Source organism: Pseudoalteromonas sp. S2893 (assembly GCF_005887105.1).
Lineage (GTDB): Bacteria > Pseudomonadota > Gammaproteobacteria > Enterobacterales > Alteromonadaceae > Pseudoalteromonas > Pseudoalteromonas atlantica.
This window is the reverse complement of sequence record NZ_PNCY01000011.1, coordinates 23,579-46,898: the sequence shown is the minus strand read 5'-3', so window position 1 is coordinate 46,898 and position 23,320 is coordinate 23,579. Positions and strand designations below refer to the sequence as shown.

Annotated in this window: 22 protein-coding genes; 6 read left to right on the top strand and 16 right to left on the bottom strand. The window is 41.3% G+C overall.

Annotated features, from left to right (window positions below; genetic code table 11):
* Positions 1-40: 40 nt before the first annotated feature.
* Positions 41-1,372: a GH1 family beta-glucosidase gene (locus CWC04_RS06845; RefSeq protein WP_096041555.1), complete on the bottom strand. Its 1,332-nt coding sequence runs from the start codon at positions 1,370-1,372 to the stop codon at positions 41-43.
* Between the two features lie 258 nt (positions 1,373-1,630).
* Here CWC04_RS06845 and CWC04_RS06840 point away from each other — a divergent pair, with 258 nt between their 5' ends.
* Both CWC04_RS06840 and CWC04_RS06835 read left to right on the top strand, forming a co-directional pair.
* On the top strand, positions 1,631-2,905 hold the full coding sequence (locus tag CWC04_RS06840; protein ID WP_024033438.1) for a sugar MFS transporter: 1,275 nt from the start codon (positions 1,631-1,633) through the stop codon (positions 2,903-2,905).
* Positions 2,905-5,457, top strand: a complete 2,553-nt coding sequence (locus tag CWC04_RS06835) for a glycoside hydrolase family 3 protein (RefSeq protein WP_138684965.1) — start codon at positions 2,905-2,907, stop codon at positions 5,455-5,457. Before CWC04_RS06840 ends, CWC04_RS06835 begins: the two co-directional genes overlap by 1 nt.
* Before the next feature lie 50 nt (positions 5,458-5,507).
* On the opposite strand, the gene CWC04_RS06830 is transcribed toward CWC04_RS06835, so the two are convergent.
* Both CWC04_RS06830 and CWC04_RS06825 read right to left on the bottom strand, forming a co-directional pair.
* Entirely contained in the window at positions 5,508-6,683 is a 1,176-nt protein-coding gene (locus CWC04_RS06830) for a GGDEF domain-containing protein (RefSeq protein ID WP_138684964.1), read from the bottom strand.
* Between the two features lie 130 nt (positions 6,684-6,813).
* Positions 6,814-7,707 (bottom strand): TIGR01777 family oxidoreductase, encoded by an 894-nt coding sequence (locus tag CWC04_RS06825; protein ID WP_138684963.1) that lies wholly within the window; start codon positions 7,705-7,707, stop codon positions 6,814-6,816.
* Between the two features lie 170 nt (positions 7,708-7,877).
* Between CWC04_RS06825 and CWC04_RS06820 the strand changes: the two genes are divergently transcribed.
* Positions 7,878-8,912: an AI-2E family transporter gene (locus CWC04_RS06820; protein ID WP_138684962.1), complete on the top strand. Its 1,035-nt coding sequence runs from the start codon at positions 7,878-7,880 to the stop codon at positions 8,910-8,912.
* A gap of 110 nt (positions 8,913-9,022) precedes the next feature.
* Here CWC04_RS06820 and CWC04_RS06815 read toward each other — a convergent pair whose 3' ends face one another.
* The 5 genes from CWC04_RS06815 to CWC04_RS06795 all read right to left on the bottom strand — a co-directional run bounded on the left by CWC04_RS06815 (position 9,023) and on the right by CWC04_RS06795 (position 12,156).
* Positions 9,023-9,439, bottom strand: a complete 417-nt coding sequence (locus CWC04_RS06815) for a hypothetical protein (RefSeq protein WP_004586806.1) — start codon at positions 9,437-9,439, stop codon at positions 9,023-9,025.
* Positions 9,426-10,763 carry an ATP-binding protein gene (locus tag CWC04_RS06810; protein ID WP_004586805.1) on the bottom strand — a complete coding sequence of 446 codons (1,338 nt, stop codon included), beginning with the start codon at positions 10,761-10,763 and terminating at the stop codon, positions 9,426-9,428. Before CWC04_RS06810 ends, CWC04_RS06815 begins: the two co-directional genes overlap by 14 nt.
* On the bottom strand, positions 10,757-11,431 hold the full coding sequence (locus CWC04_RS06805) for a response regulator transcription factor (RefSeq protein WP_004586804.1): 675 nt from the start codon (positions 11,429-11,431) through the stop codon (positions 10,757-10,759). The genes CWC04_RS06810 and CWC04_RS06805 overlap by 7 nt, the downstream gene beginning before the upstream one ends.
* A 3-nt stretch (positions 11,432-11,434) precedes the next feature.
* On the bottom strand, positions 11,435-11,698 hold the full coding sequence (locus tag CWC04_RS06800; RefSeq protein ID WP_024033445.1) for a PepSY domain-containing protein: 264 nt from the start codon (positions 11,696-11,698) through the stop codon (positions 11,435-11,437).
* Positions 11,699-11,853: 155 nt separating this feature from the next.
* A complete protein-coding gene (locus CWC04_RS06795; protein ID WP_024033446.1) occupies positions 11,854-12,156 on the bottom strand; it encodes a YciI family protein in 303 nt (100 codons plus the stop codon).
* 186 nt (positions 12,157-12,342) lie between these two features.
* Here CWC04_RS06795 and CWC04_RS06790 point away from each other — a divergent pair, with 186 nt between their 5' ends.
* Positions 12,343-13,767, top strand: coding sequence for a sodium-dependent transporter (locus tag CWC04_RS06790; RefSeq protein ID WP_138684961.1), 1,425 nt, complete (start codon positions 12,343-12,345; stop codon positions 13,765-13,767).
* Positions 13,768-13,837: 70 nt separating this feature from the next.
* Here the strand turns inward: CWC04_RS06790 and CWC04_RS06785 are convergent, their stop codons facing one another.
* Positions 13,838-14,479: a CPBP family intramembrane glutamic endopeptidase gene (locus tag CWC04_RS06785; RefSeq protein WP_024033448.1), complete on the bottom strand. Its 642-nt coding sequence runs from the start codon at positions 14,477-14,479 to the stop codon at positions 13,838-13,840.
* Between the two features lie 67 nt (positions 14,480-14,546).
* Positions 14,547-15,122 (bottom strand): inner membrane-spanning protein YciB, encoded by a 576-nt coding sequence (locus tag CWC04_RS06780; protein WP_138684960.1) that lies wholly within the window; start codon positions 15,120-15,122, stop codon positions 14,547-14,549.
* 172 nt (positions 15,123-15,294) lie between these two features.
* On the opposite strand from CWC04_RS06780, the gene CWC04_RS06775 reads away from it, so the two are divergent.
* Positions 15,295-15,564: an HU family DNA-binding protein gene (locus CWC04_RS06775; protein WP_004586798.1), complete on the top strand. Its 270-nt coding sequence runs from the start codon at positions 15,295-15,297 to the stop codon at positions 15,562-15,564.
* A 400-nt stretch (positions 15,565-15,964) separates the two neighbouring features.
* A complete protein-coding gene (locus CWC04_RS06770) occupies positions 15,965-16,543 on the top strand; it encodes a type 1 glutamine amidotransferase domain-containing protein (protein ID WP_004586797.1) in 579 nt (192 codons plus the stop codon).
* Positions 16,544-16,606: 63 nt separating this feature from the next.
* On the opposite strand, the gene trpA is transcribed toward CWC04_RS06770, so the two are convergent.
* The 6 genes from trpA to CWC04_RS06740 are packed head-to-tail and all read right to left on the bottom strand — an operon-like array spanning position 16,607 to position 23,195.
* Positions 16,607-17,428 (bottom strand): tryptophan synthase subunit alpha, encoded by an 822-nt coding sequence (trpA, locus tag CWC04_RS06765; protein WP_004586796.1) that lies wholly within the window; start codon positions 17,426-17,428, stop codon positions 16,607-16,609.
* Positions 17,425-18,609, bottom strand: a complete 1,185-nt coding sequence (gene trpB / locus CWC04_RS06760) for a tryptophan synthase subunit beta (RefSeq protein ID WP_138684959.1) — start codon at positions 18,607-18,609, stop codon at positions 17,425-17,427. The genes trpA and trpB overlap by 4 nt, the downstream gene beginning before the upstream one ends.
* A gap of 7 nt (positions 18,610-18,616) precedes the next feature.
* The gene (gene trpCF / locus CWC04_RS06755) at positions 18,617-19,981 is read right to left on the bottom strand and encodes a bifunctional indole-3-glycerol-phosphate synthase TrpC/phosphoribosylanthranilate isomerase TrpF (protein WP_138684958.1); all 1,365 of its coding nucleotides are present in this window, start codon (positions 19,979-19,981) and stop codon (positions 18,617-18,619) included.
* Positions 19,974-21,011 carry an anthranilate phosphoribosyltransferase gene (trpD, locus tag CWC04_RS06750; protein ID WP_024033453.1) on the bottom strand — a complete coding sequence of 346 codons (1,038 nt, stop codon included), beginning with the start codon at positions 21,009-21,011 and terminating at the stop codon, positions 19,974-19,976. The genes trpCF and trpD overlap by 8 nt, the downstream gene beginning before the upstream one ends.
* 11 nt (positions 21,012-21,022) lie before the next feature.
* The gene (locus CWC04_RS06745; RefSeq protein ID WP_004586792.1) at positions 21,023-21,625 is read right to left on the bottom strand and encodes an aminodeoxychorismate/anthranilate synthase component II; all 603 of its coding nucleotides are present in this window, start codon (positions 21,623-21,625) and stop codon (positions 21,023-21,025) included.
* 1 nt (position 21,626) lies between these two features.
* Complete coding sequence (locus tag CWC04_RS06740) at positions 21,627-23,195, bottom strand: anthranilate synthase component 1 (protein WP_138684957.1); 1,569 nt, start codon at positions 23,193-23,195, stop codon at positions 21,627-21,629.
* Positions 23,196-23,320: the final 125 nt, after the last annotated feature.

Genomic DNA, 23,320 nt, shown 5'->3' with positions numbered 1-23,320 from the left:
TGATTTTTATTTATGCGATTAATCGAATAGCTTTTATTGGCTATTTACGGCTTTGTATCAAGCTCTTATAAGCTTGGCCACTGGCTTTTATAGTACGTTGCTGAGTTTTATAATCAACGTAAACAATACCAAAGCGTTTTAAGTAGCCCTCAGCCCATTCAAAATTATCCATTAAGCTCCACGCAAAGTAACCAATAATATTAACTCCTTGCGCTGTGGCATCGTGCACGGCATTTAAGTGGCTATGATAATAGTTTAGGCGATCTACATCGTTTACCTCGCCATTTTTAATGGTGTCGGGCATAGCTGCGCCGTTCTCGGTTATATAAATAGGCGGTAAGGTGTAGGTGTTGTTAAGCGTTACAAGTAAATCGGTAAACGACTGCGGGTAAATTTCCCAGCCCATGTCGGTTAAAGGCCCTTGTGGAGCAAGTGGCTCGTATATATCGCTAGGGTGCGCTTTGTATACTTGGCGCGTATAAAAATTAATGCCTAAGTAATCAATAGATTGTGAAATTATGTCCATATCGCCTGGGTGGATTTCAGGCTGCTGATTGCTAGGAAGCTGTTTTATAATTTCTGGGTATTGGCCATCCATTATTGGTTTCATATACCATTGATTTAAATAATCATCGGCGTAACGAGCTGCGTTTATATCCTCTGCTGACTGCGTTAATGGGTAGCAAGGTGTAAAATTAAGCACAATACCATTTTGAGTATTAGGCGAGGTGTGTTTTAACACATCCATTGCCAAACCATGGGCAAGCAATAAATGGTGCGCCGCTTTTTTACCGTACTCTTTGCCCACTAAACCTGGGGCATGTATGCCTACTTCGTAGCCTAAAAAGGCACTGCAAAATGGCTCATTTAGGGTCGCGTACGAAAATACCCGCTCGCCAAATGCTTGGCTAATAAGCTTTACATAGCGAGCAAATTCATAAGCTGTATCGCGATTTAACCAGCCGCCTTTGTCTTCTAAATGTTGAGGTAAATCCCAGTGATATAGCGTTACAAACGCTTTAATGTTGCGCTTATTAAGCTCATCAAGAATATTAGTATAAAACTTTACGCCCTCTGGGTTTAGCTCGCCCGATAAGGTAATAACGCGCGGCCAAGAGATAGAAAGTCGATACGCATCTACGCCAAGCGAGTCGATTAATTCAATATCATTTTGCCACTGGTTGTAATGATCGCAGGCAACATGCCCATTTGAGCTGTCGGCTATTTTATTGGGTGTATCGCAAAAGGTATCCCATATACAGGGCAGGCGATGCTCATACCCGCCTTCAATTTGAAATGATGCCGTAGCCACACCATAAACAAAGTTTTTTGTTAATAGAGGTGAATGAGATGGTAACGATAATTTTGTCATTAGTAACAAACCTTTTTAAACCTTAAATGCATAAATAGCCACTGTATTTACTGCGATGAAGCGTAAGGGCGCGTTTATAAAAAAATAAAACTTGTTGAAATATGTTACATGTTCGTATTTAATTACACGTGAAAGCGCTTACATTTTTAGATTAGTGTTAATTGATACGAAGGTCAACTCTTTAATGTTGCTGGGTTACACGGCAATTTTTAATAACGACTTTTGCATTAATTTATAATAATAAATTGCGGAGAGCCCATGGCCAGTTCAGCACCACTGACGACACACACACAGTCGCAAAACTACCAAGATAAAAACTATGGTTTTGCATTAACCTCTTTAACTACTTTATTTTTTATGTGGGGATTTATTACCTGCTTAAACGATATTTTAATCCCGCATTTAAAAGCGGTGTTTAACCTAACTTATGTTCAGGCAATGCTGGTTCAGTTTTGTTTTTTCGGCGCTTATTTTTTAATGTCACTGCCAAGTGGCTACATAGTTAAAAAATTAGGGTATAAAAAAGGCATTGTAGTGGGGTTACTTATAGCGGCATGTGGTTGTGTACTTTTTTACCCAGCCGCGGCGCTACATAATTACCCAGTATTTCTGTTTGCTTTATTTGTTCTGGCAAGCGGTATTACCTTGTTACAGGTTTCTGCAAACCCTTATGTAAGTTTATTGGGCGCCCCTAAAACGGCGTCTTCTCGCCTTACCTTAACGCAAGCATTTAATGCGCTAGGCACGACGGTTGCCCCTACATTTGGTGCATTTTTGATTCTTGATTCTGCTTCCGAAGCGTTTTTAACACCGGCACAAAATGCAGAGTCGGTACAACTTCCTTATTTACTATTAGCAGGCATGCTTATTTTATTAGCCGGTATTTTTGCGTGGCTTAAATTGCCAGACATAATGAATGAGCAAAAAGAAGCCGCTGAAAAGTCAGAGACAATTGAAGGTAGTGCATGGCAATACCGCCACCTAACACTCGGTGCTGTGGGTATATTTATGTATGTAGGTGCAGAGGTTGCGATTGGCAGTTTTTTAGTTAGCTTTTTAGCACAAGAAAATATTGCCGGATTAAAAGAGCATGTTGCCGCTCACTACATCACATATTATTTTGGTGGAGCTATGGTGGGGCGTTTTATTGGTGCCGCGGTAATGCAAAAATTACCCGCTGGTAAAGTACTTGGCTTTAACGCAAGTATGGCTATTATTTTGGTGGTTATTGCCATGAGCACGTCGGGTCAATTAGCAATGTGGTCAATACTATTGGTTGGTTTATTCAATTCTATTATGTTCCCAACTATTTTTAGTTTAGCGTTAAATGGCCTTGGTAAGCATACCGCGCAGGGCTCTGGTATTTTGTGCTTGGCGATTGTAGGGGGGGCAATAGTGCCACTTTTACAAGGTGCACTTGCTGATAGTGTGGGTGTTCAACTTTCGTATGTTTTACCTATTTTTTGTTACTTATTTATCGCGTTTTATGGTTTAAGCGGAAGCAAACCAGTTCAAGCTCAGGAGACTCTATAATGAAAACCCCTTTTTCACTTAATAAAATAGCACGTGCCTCATTAATTGCATCACTAGGCATTTTAGCGGCATGTTCAAATGACGCGACAACCACTCCTGAAGCTAATAATGCGTTGTCTAAAACAGAGAAAATTTGGCCAAAACTTAATATTGCCGTAAAACAAGACCCAGAAATTGAAGCCAAAATAGCCGATTATTTAAAAACGATGACACTTGAGCAAAAAGTAGCTCAAATGATTCAACCAGAAATTCGTGATATTACCGTTGAAGACATGCGCAAATATGGCTTTGGCTCATACCTAAATGGGGGCGGTGCGTTTCCTAATGGTGATAAACACGCAACACCAATGGACTGGGTAAAATTGGCTGAAGATTTTTATCAGGCGTCGGTAGATGATTCTATCGATGGCAGTAAAATACCCACAATGTGGGGCACTGATGCGGTACATGGTCACAATAATGTAATTGGCGCGACCTTATTTCCGCATAATATTGGCTTAGGTGCGGCAAACAACCCTGCATTGATTGAGCAAATAGCAGCTATCACTGCGGTCGAAGTAATGGCAACGGGTATTGATTGGGTATTTGCACCTACAGTGGCTGTTGTGCGCGATGACCGCTGGGGCAGAACCTATGAAGGTTATTCAGAAGATCCTCAAATAGTACGTGATTATTCTGCTGCCATTGTAAATGGTTTACAGGGCAAAGCCGATGGCGACTTTTTAAGTGATAAACGTGTTATTAGTACCGTTAAGCACTTTTTAGGTGATGGCGGCACAGTCGATGGCGATGACCAAGGTAATAATATCGACAGTGAGCAAGATTTGTTTGATATACATGCCCAAGGTTATGTAGGCGGCTTATCGGCGGGAAGTCAGTCGGTTATGGCATCGTTTAATAGCTGGCATGGGGTTAAAAACCACGGTAATAAATACCTGTTAACCGATGTACTTAAAACCCGCATGGGCTTTGATGGCTTTGTTGTAGGGGATTGGAACGGCCACGGCCAAATTGAAGGTTGTACAAACGAAAGCTGTGCACAGGCTGTTAACGCGGGGCTTGATATTTTTATGGTGCCAACGGGCGCTTGGAAGCCGCTGTACGAAAACACCATAGCGCAAGTGAAAGCTGGCGAAATCAGCATGTCGCGCATTGATGATGCAGTAAGTAGAATTTTACGCGTTAAATTGCGTGCCGGTTTATTTGATAAACCAAGCCCAGCTAAGCGTCAGTTTTCGGGTAAAACTGAGCTAATTGGTGCGCAGCAGCACCGCGAAGTTGCGCGTCAAGCAGTACGCGAATCACTTGTTTTACTTAAAAACAAAAACAATATTTTGCCTCTTGATGCAAACCAAACTGTACTTATTGCCGGCGATGGAGCCGATAACATAGGTAAGCAGTCGGGTGGTTGGAGTATTACTTGGCAAGGGACGAATAACAAAAATGCTGATTTTCCTGGTGCCACGTCTATTTACGCAGGTCTTGAAAAACAAATTACTATGGCGGGTGGTCGTGCCATTTTAAGTGTGGATGGCTCATATGAGCAGCGCCCAGATGTAGCCGTTGTGGTATTTGGTGAAGAGCCTTATGCAGAAGGCCATGGCGATAGAGATAACCTTGAATTTGAGCGCGGTAATAAAAAATCGCTCGCGTTATTAAAGTCGTTAAAAGAGCAGGGTATTGCGGTTGTATCGGTATTTATTTCGGGTCGCCCTATGTGGGTTAACAGTGAATTAAATGCCTCAGATGCATTTGTTGCAGCATGGCTGCCAGGTACAGAGGGCGGCGGTATTGCCGATGTTATTTTAAAAGCCAAAGATGGCAGTATTCAACATGACTTTAGCGGCAAGCTTTCGTTTTCATGGCCTAAGACAGCAGTACAAGCAACGGTTAATAAAGGCGATGACGATTACAGCCCATTATTACCGTACGGCTTTGGTTTAACTTATGGCGATAAAAATGTATTGGCTGATAATTTAGACGAAGACTCTAAATTAGATAACTCAGCACTCACTAGTATGGATATTTTAGTTGGCGCACCGGTTGCTCCGTGGCGTTTATTACTTAAATCTGGCGATGAGCTATTAGATGTATCAAGCAGTACTCATCAACTGGGTGCACTTAAATACCGTACTGAGGATAAAACAGTTCAAGAAGACGCGCGCCAATTTAATTTTAGCGGCGAGCAAAAGGCAAGTGCTGAAATAGTCACAAGCTTTGCAGAAGATACCATTACGTATTTAGAGGCTAATGGCGTTATTAGTTTTGATATTAAACTCAATGAGCCACTAACCGATGACGTAAACCTTGCTATGACTTGTTCAGGTGAGTGTGGTGGTGCGATTGCTTTGAGTAAAATGGTTGATCAATCAATCAAAAATAAATGGCAGTCGGTGTCGGTAGACTTACGTTGTTTTGCTAACCAAGGCGTAGACTTTGCAAGCCTTACAAGCCCGTTTAGTTTACATGCAAGCAGTAAAACCTCAGTGTCGGTAGCAAACATTCAGTTTGTGCCTAATAAGGCAGACTCTGCTGGGCTTAAATGTCAGTAATCATTTTGTTTTAGTGTGTATGTCAAAGCCCTTCAATTGAAGGGCTTTTTTTATGTGCAAACCGGTTTGTTATTTATAAAAGGGTTTTGTGCAGATTCATATATAACTTTGTCGCGTCCTGTGGTTTTAGCAATATACAAGCGCTTATCTGCCGCACTAAGTAGCGATTTGAAAGAGCTTGTTTGAGTATCGCTGCACGCCACTCCAGCGCTTATTCTTAAATAAATGGTGTTGCCGTAATAGCTAAAGGGCTTGTTTTTAATGTTTTTTCTGAGGGTGTTTGCCGCGCACTGTGCCTCATTTAAAGTGCAGTGGTTAAGTAAAATTGCAAACTCTTCGCCGCCAACACGCGCGGTAACTGCGCTCTTAGAAAAAAGCGCTGCAATATGCTGCGAAACCCATTTAATTGCCTCATCACCTGCATCGTGTCCGTATTCATCGTTAACGCGCTTAAAAAAGTCTATATCGACCATAATAATGCTAAGGGGATGCTCGGTATTATTTTTATTAAATAACGTATTGGCCACTGCATTTAAACCGCGTTTATTTAATAGCTGGGTTAATGGGTCGCGATTAGCAAGGGAGTTGAGCGTATGCTCTGTATTGGCAAACACTAAAAAAGGCAGCAATAGGGCGGCGCTAGTGGCAAGTATTAAGTGTACAGCCAAAGTAAATTGCAAAGCAGAGGCAAAATTAAAGTTGAGCGCAGTAAACAACGGCAACAGTAATAAAACTCCCTGTATTAGCATAACGAGTGCGTGCAGTAATAAGCAAAGCAATAGCATACGTTGATGTAATTTTGCTATAAAGCGGGTGCTTAAAACAATATACGAGGCATACAAAAATAACCCTGCCACAGTTAAACTAACCAATACTTGCTCTACAGCGGTGTTGTAAACTACGAGCAAAAAAACCGCAGCCATGATGAGTAAATAGCTAACTTGCCTGCATATGCTTTTATTTAAAGGGCTGAGTGCTTTTAATCCCATAATTAAAAAAAGTGGGCAAGCAATAATAAATAAACTGGCAAAGTAATGGGTAATAAACGGCCATGCAATGATCACGCGTAAGCTTGCGCATAGTATGGCGAATGTAAAGGTGGTACAAGCTAGGCCAAAATATAAAAAACTAGTTTGTTTTTTATATTGATAAATAGAGATAAAATACAGCCCAATTATAAGGTTTAAAATAAAAGAAAGGCTTATAACGGTTGGTAAGTGCAGCATAGAAAGGTTCTTTTATTATAAAACGACTATTTTAATGGAGACTAGATACTAAAGCTTATATTAATTACAGTAACCTAGCTTAAAGTAGTATTTTTATAACCTTTATTAGGTGTATCTATGCTGAATACACCTACTTTATTAAACTTCTTAGGGCCGAATCTATATCCGTAAAATGAAAACGGTAATTATGCGCTAACGCTTTTTTGGGTATTACATATTGCCCAGTAGTGAGCAAATCAGACATTTCACCCATTAACACTTTTAACACAGGGCTTGGCATGGTTAGGGCCGCAGGGCGTGACAATGCTTTACCTAAACTTTTGCTAAATACTTTATTGCTAACAGGGGTGGGTGCAGTGGCGTTAATTGGCCCGCAAAGCGACGTGTGTTTTATAATAAATAAAATCAGTTGAATCATGTCATCAATATGAATCCACGACATACCTTGCTCCCCATCACCAATGGGGCCACCTGCAAAAAATTTAAACGCAGGAAGCATTTTACTTAAAGCGCCGCCGTTTTTGCTAAGTACAATTCCCGTGCGTAATAAGCACACCCGTGTTTTATCACTTTGCGCTTTTAGTGCCGCGTGCTCCCACTCTTTACATAGCTGATGGCTAAATTCATCATTTACATCGTCGGTGTCCTCATCTACGGGGGTATCGCCTTGGCGGCCATAATAGCCAATGGCACTACCAGATATAAATGTAGCAGGGGGCGTGCTGCAATTTAAAATAGCATCGCTGATTTGCGTGGTAAGGTTTATTCTGCTGTTTTTAATTGTTTGTTTTTGTACCTGCGTCCAGCGTTTGTTGACGATAGGTTCGCCGGCTAAATTAATTACAGTATCAACATGGTTAAAATTAACCTCATCAACGGTGCTTACTACATCAATATTATGACCAAGCAATACATGGGCTTTGGTTTTATTTCGGCTCAGTACGGTTACTTTATGATGATGTAGCAAAAAAGGCGTTAAGTGTTTACCTATTAGGCCTGTAGCGCCTGTAAAAAAAATATGCATAAAAATCTTACCAATTTTAAGTGTACGATTTGTTTAAAATGTATACTATCTAAACTATCTTAATGCAAATTATTACGTTAACTAAAAAACAACGATCACTTTGTAAATATTTCATTTAATTAGTTTTTGCCTTACACTAAAGCGAATTTCATAAGAAAAGGATTGGCGCGTTGGCAAGTTTAACTGGCGTAAATAAAAGCTTAATAATATTTGCAGCCCTGGTGGTTGTATTAGCCGGTATTAAGGCCGCAAGTGTTATTATTATTCCCTTTATTTTGGCGGCGTTTATTGCCATTGTATGCAACCCGCTGATCACATTTTTTGGTCGCTATCGGATCCCTAAAGGGGTTTCTGTTGTTATTGTGGTGCTTATCATTGTGGGCTTAGGTGTTAGCTTAGGCGGCCTTGTAGGGCAATCCGTAAACGACTTTTCTCAGCAACTTCCTGAATATAAAGCCCAATTACAAGAAGAGTTTGTGTGGCTGGTCGATCTTGCATCGCAATACAATATCTTAATCGATAGAGATCAAATTCTCTCTATGTTTGACCCAGGTAAAATGGTTGATGTAGCCACGAATATGCTTACCGGCTTAGGTGGCGTAATGGCAAACATGTTTTTAATAATTTTAACTGTGGTGTTTATGCTTTTTGAAGGGCCTGCATTAAGCAAAAAAATTCATATGGCAGTTGCCGACCCAGACAGAAAAATGGAGCAAATTGACCGCTTTTTGGTTTCTATTAATTCGTATTTGGCAATTAAAACATTAGTGAGTTTAGCCACCGGTATTATTGCAGCATTTTATTTATGGATTTTAGATGTTGACTACTTTGTGCTGTGGGGCGTGTTGGCCTTTATGTTTAATTATATTCCTAATATAGGTTCTATTATTGCCGCAGTACCAGCTGTATTGTTAGCACTGATCACACAAGGACCATTAACAGCCGGGCTTGTAGGTGCAGGGTATTTAATTATTAATACGGTAATGGGTAACATTGTAGAGCCTAAATTTATGGGTAAAGGGCTTGGGCTTTCTACCTTGGTGGTGTTTTTGTCGTTAATATTTTGGGGTTGGTTATTAGGCACTGTAGGCATGTTGCTATCGGTACCGCTTACCATGATTGTTAAAATAGCCCTAGAGGCAAGTGATGAAGGGCGTTGGGTTGCCACGCTACTTGGTACTGGTGAGTCGATAGACGATAAATAATATCAATTGGTTTTCAAAGCTTAAAATTGCGTATTTGATTAAATAATTGATACAAAAAAAGCGATTAATACACAGTATTAATCGCTTTTTTTATGGGTGTTAATCCCCGTTTAAAGTGGCTTTTTAAGCACTTGAGTAAACTGTTCAATAAGTGCAAGTTCACATAATTTGTAATCAATAGCGGCTTGGCTGGCATTTGGCAGTTTTAATATATAGCGCCATTGGCAGCTTGCTTCAATATACTTTTGATGGTTGTCGACGCTGCGCTTAAACAACATGAGTATTTGCGTATTTCCGCTTTGCTCTTCTAATTTAGTGAGTTCATATTTACGTTTTTGAACCCAAGTACCCTGATTGTATTTAGCCTGATTTATTTGGGTGTCTAAACACTGCGTATAGCGTTTAGTTTGGCTTGGCGTTGCGTTTTGCTCAAGCGTACACTGTGCTTGCGCACTGGCACTGGCACTGGCATTAGCACTTAGGGCTAATAGGCTCGCAAGTGTGATTAAAAGGCTATTTTTTATCATTGTAATTAAACTCTAAAATAAATTGTGCGCCGCCCAAGGTGTCCGACTTATTAATCGTTAAGTGTCCGTTATAAGATTTAACCAAGTCAGAGACTATCGCCATGCCAACACCGTGGCCGCTTTCGTAAGTATCAAGGCGGGTACCACGGGTTAATAAAGACTCGCGTTTATCCTCGGGTACACCGGGCCCATCGTCACTAATGCCTATGCACAGTGTTTTACTTTGAATGACCTGTATTTCTACTTGCGAGCGACACGCTTTACAAGCGTTATCAATTAAATTACCCAGTAACTCCATTAAATCTGTTTGGTCACCTAAAAAGTAATCTTTATCGGTCACGGTACAATTAAATATAATGTCTTTATCGCGGTATACCTTGGCCATTGCACTTAAAATAGAATCAACCACAGGTTTAACTGGAGTTTGCTTTTTCCATGTGTCTGATGCGCCAGTAGCTGCACGCTTTAACTGATGCTCGATCATCACATTTATTCTATCAAGTTGCTCTTGGGCATCGGCATCATTAGCAAGCGGGCTTGATTTTAATACCGCAAGGGGGGTTTTTAATGCATGTGCTAGGTCACTTAAAGAGGCTCTGTAGCGCTCTTTTTGACGTTGCTGCGACTCTAGTAATAAGTTTAGGTCTGATTTAATTGTTTGCAGCTCTACAGGGTATAAGCCTTTAATTTCTTGAATATCGCCCGACTCAATGGCTTTTATTTCTTTATCAAGACGTTGTAACGGCCGGCCGCTCCAAATAAATCCAATTGCCATTAAACCGGCAATCGCAATACCCATTATAAACATCCAATCGACTAGGGTTTGCTTAAAGCCATCCATTAACCTTAGCAATGCATCGTTTCGTTTGAGTAATATAAAACGTGCCTGCTCAGATTGGTCAATATTATTTAAAATGACCGTTAGGCTTAATTGCCAGTAAACTGCATTGTTGTAAACCACACGCCTAAAGTCGGCTGCACCTGCTTTAGGCTCTATGTACTCGGGTTTAAAGTTTACGTTTACTGCCGACTCTGAGTGCCACACAGGTACATCATCGCGGTAAATCATGGCGTAGGTATCTGAATTTAAGTTATTAAGCTCAGGCGTTAAAATTGTGCTGGGCATAATAATGCCGCGCTCAGTAAAGTCGACTTCAGAAATAAGAGAGTATAAGTGGGCTTCTAGATTTTTTTCGGTGGTTTCGACTAATGAGGCGTAATACGCTTTACCAATCGAGTAAAACAAAATGGGCAGTGCCACCAATAAAACAAAGACAAGGATAAATCCTTGCCTTATTTTAAGCGATATTTGCGATGCTACCACTGACTTTTAAGCCTGTAACCACGCCCACGTAGTGTTTCTACTGGGTTTAATGTGCCTTCAGGGTCTAATTTTTTACGCAGACGAAGTACAAATACTTCGATAACGTTAGAATCAAGATCGAAATCTTGGTCGTAAATGTGCTCAGTAAGTTCTGATTTAGAAATTACTTTTTGCGGGTTAACCATTAAATACTCAAGTACTTTGTACTCATAAGCAGTAAGGCTAAGTTCTTTGTCGTTAACCCAAACTTGTTGCGAGCGAGTATGAATTTTAATCGGACCAGCTGTCATTTCAGGGTTTGCTTTACCAGCACTGCGGCGAATAAGTGCGTTACAACGCGCAATTAATTCTTCCACATGAAACGGCTTGGTTAAGTAGTCGTCGGCACCTGCATCTAGGCCTTCAACTTTGTCTTGCCAGCGGTCGCGCGCCGTTAAGATTAAAATAGGGATTGTCACGCCTTGTGCACGTGCTTTATTGATTAGCTCAATACCGTCAATTTTTGGTAAGCCTAAATCAACCACCGCCATATCTAGCGGGTACTCTGTAATATGGAATAGGCCAGCTTCGCCATCGTGACATAAATCAACACTGTAACGTTCTTTCTCTAAAGCATTACGTAGGTTGTCTGCTAAGTGTAAATCATCTTCTATAACTAAAATTCGCATTTGCTAATCCTTTTTCACTTCGCCGGTTTTTTTATTTATATGTAAATCAACGACGTGGCCGTCAGATTTGAGTATACGTACAGTATAAAATTTTGCTTGTTCTGTAATTTTTAAGGTTTTACCGTCAGTTTCTTCTTTTGCAAGTATTACGGCTTTCTTTTTGCTGATCTCAGTTTTTTTAACTGCTTTGGTAACAGTCGAACTTGCGTGTACGGCGCCACTGACGCTAATACAGGCAATTAAACCAAGGGTTAATAATACACGCATGACGGGAACTCCTAGATCAAACCCAGCTATTCTAATTAACTAAGCTACTAAAACTCAAGTAAAAACGTCCAATATGCGCTTTTACGTTCGCCAGCTTAATTAATTAGCAGTGAACCAACCCTGAATTAAATAACGTTTTAAATTCAGGGTGTTCGTTACGCTGGTAATACTTTTTTATATGGTTTTACAACGGTGTTTGCGTAAACGCCGGCTGCAACGTATGGATCAGAGGCTGCCCATTCACGTGCTTTTTCAAGTGAATCAAATTCGGCAATGACTAATGAACCTGTAAATCCAGCATCTTGCGGGTCTTCACTGTCGATTGCTGGTAGTGGGCCGGCAACAAATAAACGGTTTTGAGAGTCAAGTTCGCTTAAACGTGCTAAGTGGGCGGGACGGGCTTCTTTTCTAAGCGGTAAGCTGTTTTCAACGTCGGTTGAATAAATCATGTACAACATAGTAATTCTCAAAAAAATGTTAAGTTTAATAACGCAAATACTAGCACAACGTTGATAGTTGGTGAACAAATTACCGTTAAAGCTAGGTTTACAGTTATTAATTATTTTTAGTGTGTAATTGCTTGAAAAGCGCGGCACAACACTGGTAGAGTCGCTTGAATAACTTAAAAATAACAAGGTTAATACATGAGCAATAATAGAGAGCATTTTAGCTCCCGTCTTGGCTTTATACTGGCTGCAGCAGGTTCGGCAGTGGGTATTGGCAACTTAGTAGGTTTTCCTGTGTCGGCAACTAAAAATGGTGGTGGTGCATTTTTACTTGTATACGCTTTGTTTGTTGCTTTTATTTGTTTACCGGTAATGATGGCTGAAATGGCCATGGGTCGTAACGCGCAAAAAGATCCACTTGGTTCATACAAAGCGCTGGCAAATAACGACAAAAAATGGAAGTTTGCAGGCTTTTTGGCTGTATTAACGCCGTTTATGATTGCCGTATTTTACATGGTTATTACCGTGTGGATTTTTGGTTACTTAAGCCAAACCGCCATGGGTAATTTAGATGCATTGGCAGATCCGAGCCATTTTGGCAGCTTTATAAATAGCTACACTGTTTTTGGCTACATGGCGGTGGTCGTTATTATTGTTAACCTTATTTTATTGGGTGGGGTTAAACAAGGCATTGAAAAAGCCGCTAAGTTTTTAATGCCGGCTTTATTTGTTATGTTGCTTGCCCTTGTAGCGTATGTATTAACGCTTGATAACGCCATGGCTGGTGTTAAATATTATGTTATTCCTGATTTTTCTAAAATGAGCGCCAGCGTGCTTAATGGTGCACTAAGCCAAGCGTTTTTCTCACTATCGCTAGGTATGGGTATTTTAATGACGTACGCTTCTTACATATCTAAAAAAGATGACATTGTTGGCAGTGCAAAAATGGTGGCTATTACCGACTCATTAGTGGCATTTGTTGCTGGTTTAATGGTGTTACCGGCAATATTTAGTTTTGATCCTAATACCGACCCAGCCGCACTTTCTGACTCGTCTGTATCGATGATATTTGTGTACTTACCTAAAATTTTATTAGCACTACAAAATGACATTGGTTACTTTGGCGCGTCTGCAGTGGCGTTTTCGTTCTTTTTATTAGTGTTTTTTGCAGCGATTACTTCGCTTGTATCAATTGTAGAAGTTCCTACAGCGACCCTTAGCGACCGCAAAGGGATCAGCCGTAAAAAAGCCTTAGGTATTTTAACGCTAGCCACAGGTGTGTTAACTATATTGTGTACTATGTCGTTTGGTATGATTGACAGCCTAACGTCGTTTACTAGTTACGGCAGCGGTAATAAAAGCTTTTTTGATATTGTTTATGATGTATTTTACGACACTATATTGCCACTGAATGGTTTAATGGTGTGTTTATTTGTTATGTACCGCTGGAAAAAAGCGCGCCTAACAGATGAGCTAAGCCAAGGCTCACCAAATTACGCCGGTAGCTTTATGGAAAAATACGTTAACTTTTCGCTTTCTACGTTTATTCCGGTTATTTTATTAGCCATATTTATTAACACAGTAGCGACTAAGTTTTTTGCCTTTAAGTTATTTGGATTTTAGGCTATAAAAAAGTTGCCAAAAGCCGCGTATTAACGCGGCTTTTTTGTGTTTTAAATAGCGGCTTAGCTTGTTAGCTGATAGCTCCTGAGTCTAATGAACTGCCAATCCCCAGTGTAAACATCCACAATCCCCATAAGCTATGCTCAATTACACACACTATGGTTGAACGGCTTTGCGCGTAGGTAAACGAAAATAATAGCCCGCCTAAAAATGCTAAGCCTACAGCCACCCAATTGGCATACACAATATGGGCAAGGGCAAACACCGTTGCGCTTACCACTATACGCACTCTTTTTTTGGGCATAATGCGTTTATAGCGATGAAAAAAGTAGGTTCTGAAAATTAGCTCTTGTGGTAATACCGACAGCAGCGGGTATAGAAGCAGTAAAAGTAGCCAGTTATAAAATGAGTGCAGCGGCATGCTAAACCAGTTTTCTTGGTGAATAATGCCGTAAAACACGCCTGAAAAAAGCGCTCCTAAAAAAAAGAAACTAAATAAACGGCGCTTTACTGCAGAAAACTGCCCCAGGCTTGTGAGTCTAAATCGCTTAAAGTGAGGGTCGTTCAGTAATAACATGCAGCACACACTCATTAAAACAATTAGTGCGGGTATTAGCCAGTTAGCTAGGTAACTACGAAGGGTAAAGCCTATTAAAGGCAATAAAACAAATATTAGGGTAAATTCAAACCAGCGGTATTGATTGGCGTTCAAGGTCGTCTCTGATTGATTTTTTTTACACGCTATCAAGCAAAGACGACATTTTTATGACGAAGGTGTTTTACTTTGCGGGTTCTTCTTCATCAGGGAAGTATTTATACAAAGCAAAAATAGTGATCAAAATACTCACAAAGGTAATGGCCATTAAACCAAACACTTTAAAGTTAACCCAAAAATCGAGTGAGAAATTATACGCAATGTAAATATTCAGTACTGCAATACCTGCGGTAATGGCAACCCACATTAAGTTAAGCTTATTCCACACCGGCTCAGGTACTTCAATCGCCTGTTTAGAGTCGTTGGCGTTTTCGAGGATTGAGCTAAGTGCTTTTTTAACAAGATTTTTATTCAGCACGTAGCGGCTAATTAATAAGGTAAGGCTTAGGCCGGCGTAAATTAACGTGGCTTTCCATTTTATATATTGCTCATCGTGGAGTACTAAGGTTAATGTGCCAAACACCGCTGCAATAGCAAAAAATAGCCATTGGCGGGCAGGTACATGGCCGTGCTTAAAGTAGCTATACGCAACTTGAATAAGCGTAGTGGCCATTAAAAGGCCTGTTGCCCAGTAAATATCAACTAATTTAAATACCGCAAAAAATAATATTAGCGGGATGTATTCAATCAATGCGTGCATATACTACCTAAATTATACAAAAAGAAGTCAGGGAAGTTTTTACCACATAACACTAGGCAACTACAAGGTTGACTTGTTGCCCTGTAAGCCTTAGCCTGCGTGGCTTTAATTATCCATCATCATATTCCCACACTTAACCAACACTGATTAAGTGTGCATTTAGGAGCCTACAATGAACAAAGCACAACTTGTTGCCCAAATAGCAAAACGCAGTGAACTAACAAAAAAAGACACACAAGCAGCCCTTACTAGCTTACAAAAAGTAATTACTAAATCGCTGTCTGAAGGCGACCAAGTGCAAATAAATGGATTTGGTACATTCGCTTTAAGCTACTACCCAGCGCGCACTGGGCGTAACCCACAAACAGGCGAAAGCATTGAAATAGAAGGCGCTAACAAACCCGTATTTAAACCTGCCAAAGCATTAAAAGATCTCCTTTAAATAGCAACTTGCATTGACCGGTACCAGTGATCAGTACCAGCGACTAGTTCCTGCAACCAATACTTGCTAATAGCCCGGTTACCTTTTTAGGTTTAGTTAGCGCTATTAATCACAAAATTATAGTTTTGCGCACCCGGCTAAAAGGGTGCGTCTAGAAAATAAATCCCCAGCTTTTAGTTAATGCCTAACTACTTCATCTTGTAAGCAAAGCTTGTGTGCTGGTTTTTAATACGCACTTTAAATTAAGCTATGTAGATTATTCAAACCCTCTAAATGATTTACATAGCTTTGATAGCTTTAATTTATATTCATCTTTATTTTCAATAGGTTAAATTTGGCATCGGTTATGCTTTTAATAGGGTGATTGAAACATTTTATTAAACGCAATAAGGAGATCTCTATGTCTACATTACAAACAAGCACTCGTTTACAAGGCAAAAAAATTGCTATTTTAGCCACCGATGGCTTTGAGCAAAGTGAGCTATTATCTCCACGTGATGCTTTACTTAATGCCGGCGCCGATATCGATATTGTGTCGGTAAAAGAGGGTGAAATCACCGGCTGGGATGAAGATAAATGGGGCGACAAAGTAAGCGTAGATAAACTTGTTACAAATGCCAGTGCCAGCGATTACGATGCGCTTATGCTGCCAGGTGGCTTATTTAACCCTGATACGTTACGCCAAGATAAGCACGCAAAAGCGTTTATAGACGGTTTTTTTGGCGCCGAGAAAAACAAACCCGTTGCAGCTATTTGCCATGCCCCTTGGTTACTTGCCGAAATTAATAAATTACGCGACCGTACCGTTACATCATTCCCAAGCATTAAAAGTGATTTAATCAATGCTGGTGCAAACTGGGTTGATGAAGAGGTGAGTGTAGACCAAGGCTTAGTAACAAGCCGCAGCCCTGCAGATTTAGAAGCATTTAATGCAAAATTTATTGAAGAAATTTTAGAAGGTAAGCATCAAGCTCACTAAGTTTAGAGCTTAATAAAAAAGGGCATTGAAAATGCCCTTTTTTAATGCGTAAATTTTAATTTTTTACAGTGCGGTGGCCGCTTTCATATCAGCTACAAACGCTTTTAACTGCGTTGTCATCGCATCTAAATCATTAAGGTTGGCTTCAATAATTTTAACAACGGCCGAGCCTGAAATAGCACCAGCTGCACCGGCATTTAGGGCGGCTTTTACATCATCGGGAGTAGAAATACCAAAGCCTAATAAAGCAGGGGCTGCATGGTATTCTTTTAGCTTAGTTACTATGTTACCCGCTGGCATTTGCGCTTTAGTATCGGTGCCGGTAACACCCGCACGCGATAATAAATACGTGTAGCCACGGCCGTAAGATGCACATTGGCGCAGAGTATCGTCATCGGCATTGGGTGTGGCAATAAATATTGGGTCTACACCGTTTGCCATGGCTGCTTTTCTAAACATTTTAGACTCATGCAGTGGTACATCAGCAACTAAAATAGAGTCTACGCCCGCCGCTTTTGCATCTTTATAAAATGTTTCTAAACCGCGTTTAAACACAAGGTTTGAATACAATAATAAGCCAATTGGAATATCTGCATTGTAATCGCGTATTTCTTTAATAATATCAAAGCAATCTTGCGTGTTAATGTTTACATCGAGAGCACGAATATTCGCCGCTTGAATAACGGGGCCATCGGCGATTGGGTCCGAAAACGGAATACCTAGCTCCAGTGCATCCGCGCCGCCATCAATTAAGCTTTTAATAATGGCAATACTTTGCTCTTTACCTGGGTCGCCAATGGTAACAAATGGCACAAATGCACCTTGTTTTTGCTCATTAAGTGCAGCAAAGGTTTTACCGTAACGATCTGTATTTAACTGGCTCATAGCTGACCTCCTTGTGATAAAACGCTGTGTACGTGGGTTAAATCTTTATCGCCACGGCCACTTAAGTTAACCACTAAAATGCTTTCTTCTGTTTGCTCTTCGGCGTATTTAAGCGCATAAGCAAGGGCATGGCTTGATTCAAGAGCTGGAATAATGCCTTCGTTTTTAGCCAGTGCTTGGAACGCGTCAAGGGCTTCTGTATCGGTAATACCCACATATTGAGCACGGCCTGTTTCGTGTAAAAACGCGTGCTGTGGTCCAACTGCAGGGTAATCAAGACCGGCAGATACTGAGTATGACTCTTCAATTTGGCCATCGTCATTTTGCATAATGTACGTATAGGTACCGTGCAATATACCTTTAGTACCTTTACAAATTGTAGCGCCGTGCTCGTGGGTATCTAGGCCTTTACCTGCAGGCTCTACACCAATAAGTTTTACACTTGGCTCGTCAATAAAGTCAGTAAACATACCAATGGCATTAGAGCCACCGCCAACACAGGCTAGTACGGCATCTGGTAGGCGTCCTTCTGCTTTTATTACTTGTTGTTTAGCTTCTTCACCAATGATTTTTTGATACTCTCGTACAATTGTTGGGAATGGGTGAGGACCCGCTGCGGTACCAAGTAAGTAATGAGCGTCTTGGTAGTTTGCAGACCAGTCACGGAGCGCTTCGTTTACCGCATCTTTTAATGTGCCAGAGCCGGCTGTTACCGGAATAACCTCTGCGCCCATTAATTTCATTCTAAATACATTAGGCTGTTGGCGCTCAACGTCTTTAGCACCCATATAAATGCGGCATTTTAAGCCAAGTAATGCACAGGCTAGGGCTGTTGCCACGCCATGTTGGCCCGCTCCAGTTTCGGCAATAACTTCTTTTTTACCCATACGTTTAGTTAGCAACGCTTGACCAAGTACTTGGTTGGTTTTGTGTGCGCCGCCGTGCAGTAAATCTTCACGTTTTAGGTAAAGTTTTACTTTAGGATTTTTAATTAAATTACGCGTTAAAGTAAGCGGCGTAGGGCGACCGGCATACTCGTTTAATAATTTTGTAAACTCAGCCTGAAATTCAGGGTCTTTTTGTGCTTTGTTAAATTCGTTCTCTAACTGCTTAAGCGCAGGGACAAGTAGCTCAGGTACAAACATACCGCCAAACTCGCCAAAATAAGCTGGATTTTGCATTATAACCTCAATAATTTCTGATGCTTGTAAAAGCATTTTGTAATTTGATAGGGCACTTTTTACCCGCAGATTCTTCAACGCCTGAATTTAAATCAAGGCCTAGGGCACCTTGAGAAAGCGCGTCTTTTATATTGTCTGGATTTAAGCCACCCGCTAGCATAAAGGGGGTTGTTGCGTCGCGCAGTACTGCCCAATCAAATGCTTTACCTGTACCACCGGCTTGTGTATCGCTGTGGGTATCATAAAGATGGCGGTCTACGCCCGTAGCTGGGGTAGGCAATGTATCTTTAATTGCCTGTGCTTTCCAAATTTCACAACCTTTAGGTAACTGTGTACGTAATGCGGCAATGTAATCGTCACTTTCTTGACCGTGTAATTGTACTGCGGCAAGTTTTAGTTCGTGCGCGTATTGTACCACTTGCTGCGGGCTTGCATTAACAAAAACACCGACAAATTTAAGTGGCGCACTTTGGCTCAGCTCAATCGCACAATCTAAATCAACATAACGAGGCGATTTAGGGTAAAAAATGAGTCCACCGTACACTGCGCCGTTGTTGTAAGCGGCCTGTACGTCTTGTGCTCGGGTTAAACCGCACACTTTGTTATCACCTAAAATCACTTTTTTACAGGCTTGTTCTAAATCGCGCTCAGCCATTAAAGAACTGCCAATTAAAAAGCCATCACATAATGGCGCTAAACGTTTAACATCTTGATGAGTGTAAATACCTGACTCTGAGATAACCACTTTATCTTGTGGGATAAGCGTACGTAGCTTTTCGGTGGTGGCTAAATCAGTGCTTAAATCGCGAAGGTCACGGTTATTAATACCAATAATTTGCGCATCAAGTGCAAGGGCACGATGTACTTCTTCTTCGTTACTGACTTCGGTTAATACCGACATGTTAAGCGAGTCGGCAACTGCATGTAGCGCTTTATATTGTTCATCATCAAGCACTGAAAGCATTAGTAATATAGCATCGCCGCCATAAATACGTGCCATGTAAACTTGGTACTCATCAATAAAAAAGTCTTTACAAATAAGTGGTTGCTCTACTTGGCTACGTACAAACTCTAAATAATCAAAACTACCTTGAAAGTATTTAGTATCTGTAAGTACGCTCATGCAGCTAGCATATTTTTTATAAACAGAGGTGATCTCGGTTAAATCAAACGGCTCTCTTATTAGTCCTTTTGAAGGAGATGCTTTTTTACATTCTAAAATAAACTGCGTACCCGGCTTTGCTAACGCTTTATAAAAGCTGCGGCTGGTTGGCACTGCTAAGTGTTTAAAGCTCTCTAGTGGGCGCGCGGCTTTACGCTCTATTAGCTCTTGTTTTTTATCAGCAACAATTTTGTCTAATACATTAGCCATGACTTACCTCAATAATTGCATTTAATGTGTTCATGGCTTTGCCTGAACTTAGTAATGTTTGTACCTGTTGTGCGCCTTCTTTTAATGACTGTACTTTACCGCTTAGGTATAAAAGTGCAGCCACATTGACCACGATTGCAGCATTGTGCGCATCACTGCCTTTACCTTGTAAAATAGCGAGGCTCGCATTTGCGTTATATTGTGGGCCTTCACCGGCTAGTTGTTCAAGTGAATAGTTTGCAAGGTCAAAGTCGCTTGGGTTTAATGTGTACTGCGTTATTTCGCCATTGTTTAGCTCAACTACGTTAGTTGGGCCGTGCAGGGCTATTTCGTCAGTGCCAGAACCATGCACTATCATCGCACGCTTAGTGCCTAAAGTTTTAAGTGTTTGCGCCATTGGCATACATAAAGACTCATCGTAAACACCCAGTAATTGCACGTGTGGTGCAGCAGGGTTAGCAAGCGGGCCTAAAATATTAAAAATGGTACGTGTTTTAAGCGCAGTACGTACGCCCATCGCGTGGCGTACACCACTGTGATAATGCGGTGCAAACAAAAAGGTAAAATGGGTTTGCTCAAGGCAATGTGCAGCCTGTGCTGGGCTCATATCAATATTAATGCCCAGTGCTTTTAATAAATCAGCAGAGCCCGAATTACTCGATACACTGCGATTACCATGTTTTACCATATTAATACCCGCGGCAGCTGCAACAATCGCCGCGGTAGTACTAATATTAATCGTGTTTGAGCCATCGCCCCCGGTGCCGCAGCTATCGGCAAGTTGCGTGCTAGCGGTTGTAAAGGCAACGGCGTTTTCTCGCATTGACGCTGCAGCGCCGGCAATTTCATCACTTACTTCGCCTTTTATTTTAAGGCTGATTAGCAATGCAGTGAGCTCTATTTCGCTCATGTTACCTTGCATTATTTGGTTAAATAATGCGTTTGATTGGGCATAGTTTAACGACTTGCCTTGAATAAGTTGCTCAATAGCGTATTGAACATTTATGGTCTCTTGTGCTTGGGTACTCATAATGTCCTCTATTAGTTGGTGCGCGTTAAGTACGCAACACTTTGTTGAAGTAGCATTGCACCATTTGGCGTAAGTATTGACTCAGGATGAAATTGATAACCTAACGCTTTATCGTCGTGGTGATATATGGCCATAGGAATATCGTCAAATTGTGCAATTACCTCAATATTTTCAGGCACCTTGGTTGCCATTAATGAATGGTAACGGGCTACGGGCATGGTGTTGCCCATTCCTTCAAACACCGGGTGCGGGTTTAAATTAATGATTGATGACTTACCATGTACGGTTTCGCCAGCGTGGCCGATTACTCCGCCATAACTTTGTGTAAGTGCTTGTTGCCCAAGGCAAATGCCCAGCATGGGGAAGTGACCTTTAGCCAGTTCGATTAATTCCATTAAGCAACCTGCATCACTGGGTGCACCAGGTCCTGGCGAAAGCACTAATAATACTTGCCCAGGCTCTTGGCGCATTTTATTAAAAATAACCTCTGCGCTTATGTTATTTCTGTATACCACAAGCTCACAGCCCAGCATGGTTAGTTCATCAACAAGGTTGTAGCTAAACGAATCAAAGTTATCTAAAAAGTATATTTTCATTGGGTTTGCTGTGCTCATTTTATACCGCCTCATAAGTCGATTTTATGGCGGTGATCACCGCTTGAGCTTTAGCGCGGGTTTCGTTAGCTTCGGCTTGTGGATCAGAATCGTAAACGACACCGGCACCTGCTTGCACATACGCGGTATTATTTTTAACAAACGCTGAGCGAATAACAATGCAGCTATCCATTGCACCATCGCCTGTTAAATAGCCTACTGCGCCACCGTAGCTGCCACGGCGTTTGCCTTCGGTTTGGCGTACAAGTTCGGCAGCGCGTACTTTCGGAGCGCCTACCAGCGTGCCCATGTTCATACACGCTTGGTAAGCGTGTAGTGCATCAAGCTCAGGCTTTAATGTGCCCACCACGCGAGAAACCAAGTGCATTACTTGCGAGTAGCGGTCTACTTTTAATAGCTCTTTTGCATGGCGCGTGCCGGCTACACTGATGCGTGCCACATCGTTACGGGCTAAATCAACTAGCATTAAATGCTCTGCACGCTCTTTTTGATCGTTTCTTAGTTCAAGCTCAATACGGCTGTCTAAATCTGGGTTGATTGCGCCATTGGCAAATTTTCCACGTGGGCGAGTACCGGCAATAGGGTAAACTTCAACTTGTTTGCTTTGCACTTCGTATTTAAGCGCAGACTCAGGTGAGGCGCCAAATAAAGCAAATTCTTCATCGCGCATATAAAACATATAAGGGCTTGGGTTTTGCTTTTTAAGCTGGCTATATGCGTGCAATGAATCAGGGCAGGGCAGTGAAAACGTGCGCGAAGGCACAACCTGAAAAATATCACCATCAACGATGTTCTTTTTAAGCTTAACCACTTGCTCGCAGTAAGTTTCATCGCTTATATCAACACTTACATCGCAAGTACCTGTTTGCATAGGCGCACTAAACTCTTCTGCATTGTCGCATAAGGCATTTAATCGTTCTAGCTCTTTACCTACCTCAAAACAATTAGCGTGTACGTCTGGGCCATTAAACACATTACCAATAAGCTCGGTGGTTTGTTTTTGATGGTCGATAACCACTAAGGTTTCGGCTAAGTAAAATACGTAGTCTGGGCAGGTGTTTTCGCCATCGGGTACGTCGCTTAGCTGCTCAAAATTAGCCACCATGTCGTAAGCAAATACACCGCCTAAAAATACCGAAAACGGGTTTTCGGTGGTGCTTTTGATACTGTTTATACAGGTGCGTAGTGCGCTAAATGCATTATCGGCAACCAGTTTACTTGCCTCGTCAATGTCATTAGAGCCGCCTTTATAAACAAGAGTTAGGCTTGTGTCGGTTAAGGTTGCATCGCAGCTTTGTACATTGGCTCTTAAATACGGCAGTAACTGTTTACCGTTATTAGATTGAGCACTTACCGTGACGGTTTTACCTTGGCAAACAATGCGCAGCGCGCAGTCAACTAAAATTAAGCTTTTGACACTGTCTTTAGAATCAATTTCGGCTGATTCAAGCAGTAGCGAATTAGGCTTATCAAGTGCTGCATAAAGTGCAAGTGGGCTACTAATGTAGTCGCGTACTTGCGTTATGCTAGTAACTTCGCCTGGTGTGGTAGTTATATGACTAAAAATCAAACCTCATTCCCTCAAAAAATAAAACCCCGCAATGCTTTTGCAATGCGGGGTTTGAATAACGATATCTAAATTACAAACAGATCATTACCGTCCCGCTATATCAGGCGCCACCACCAACGATGTGT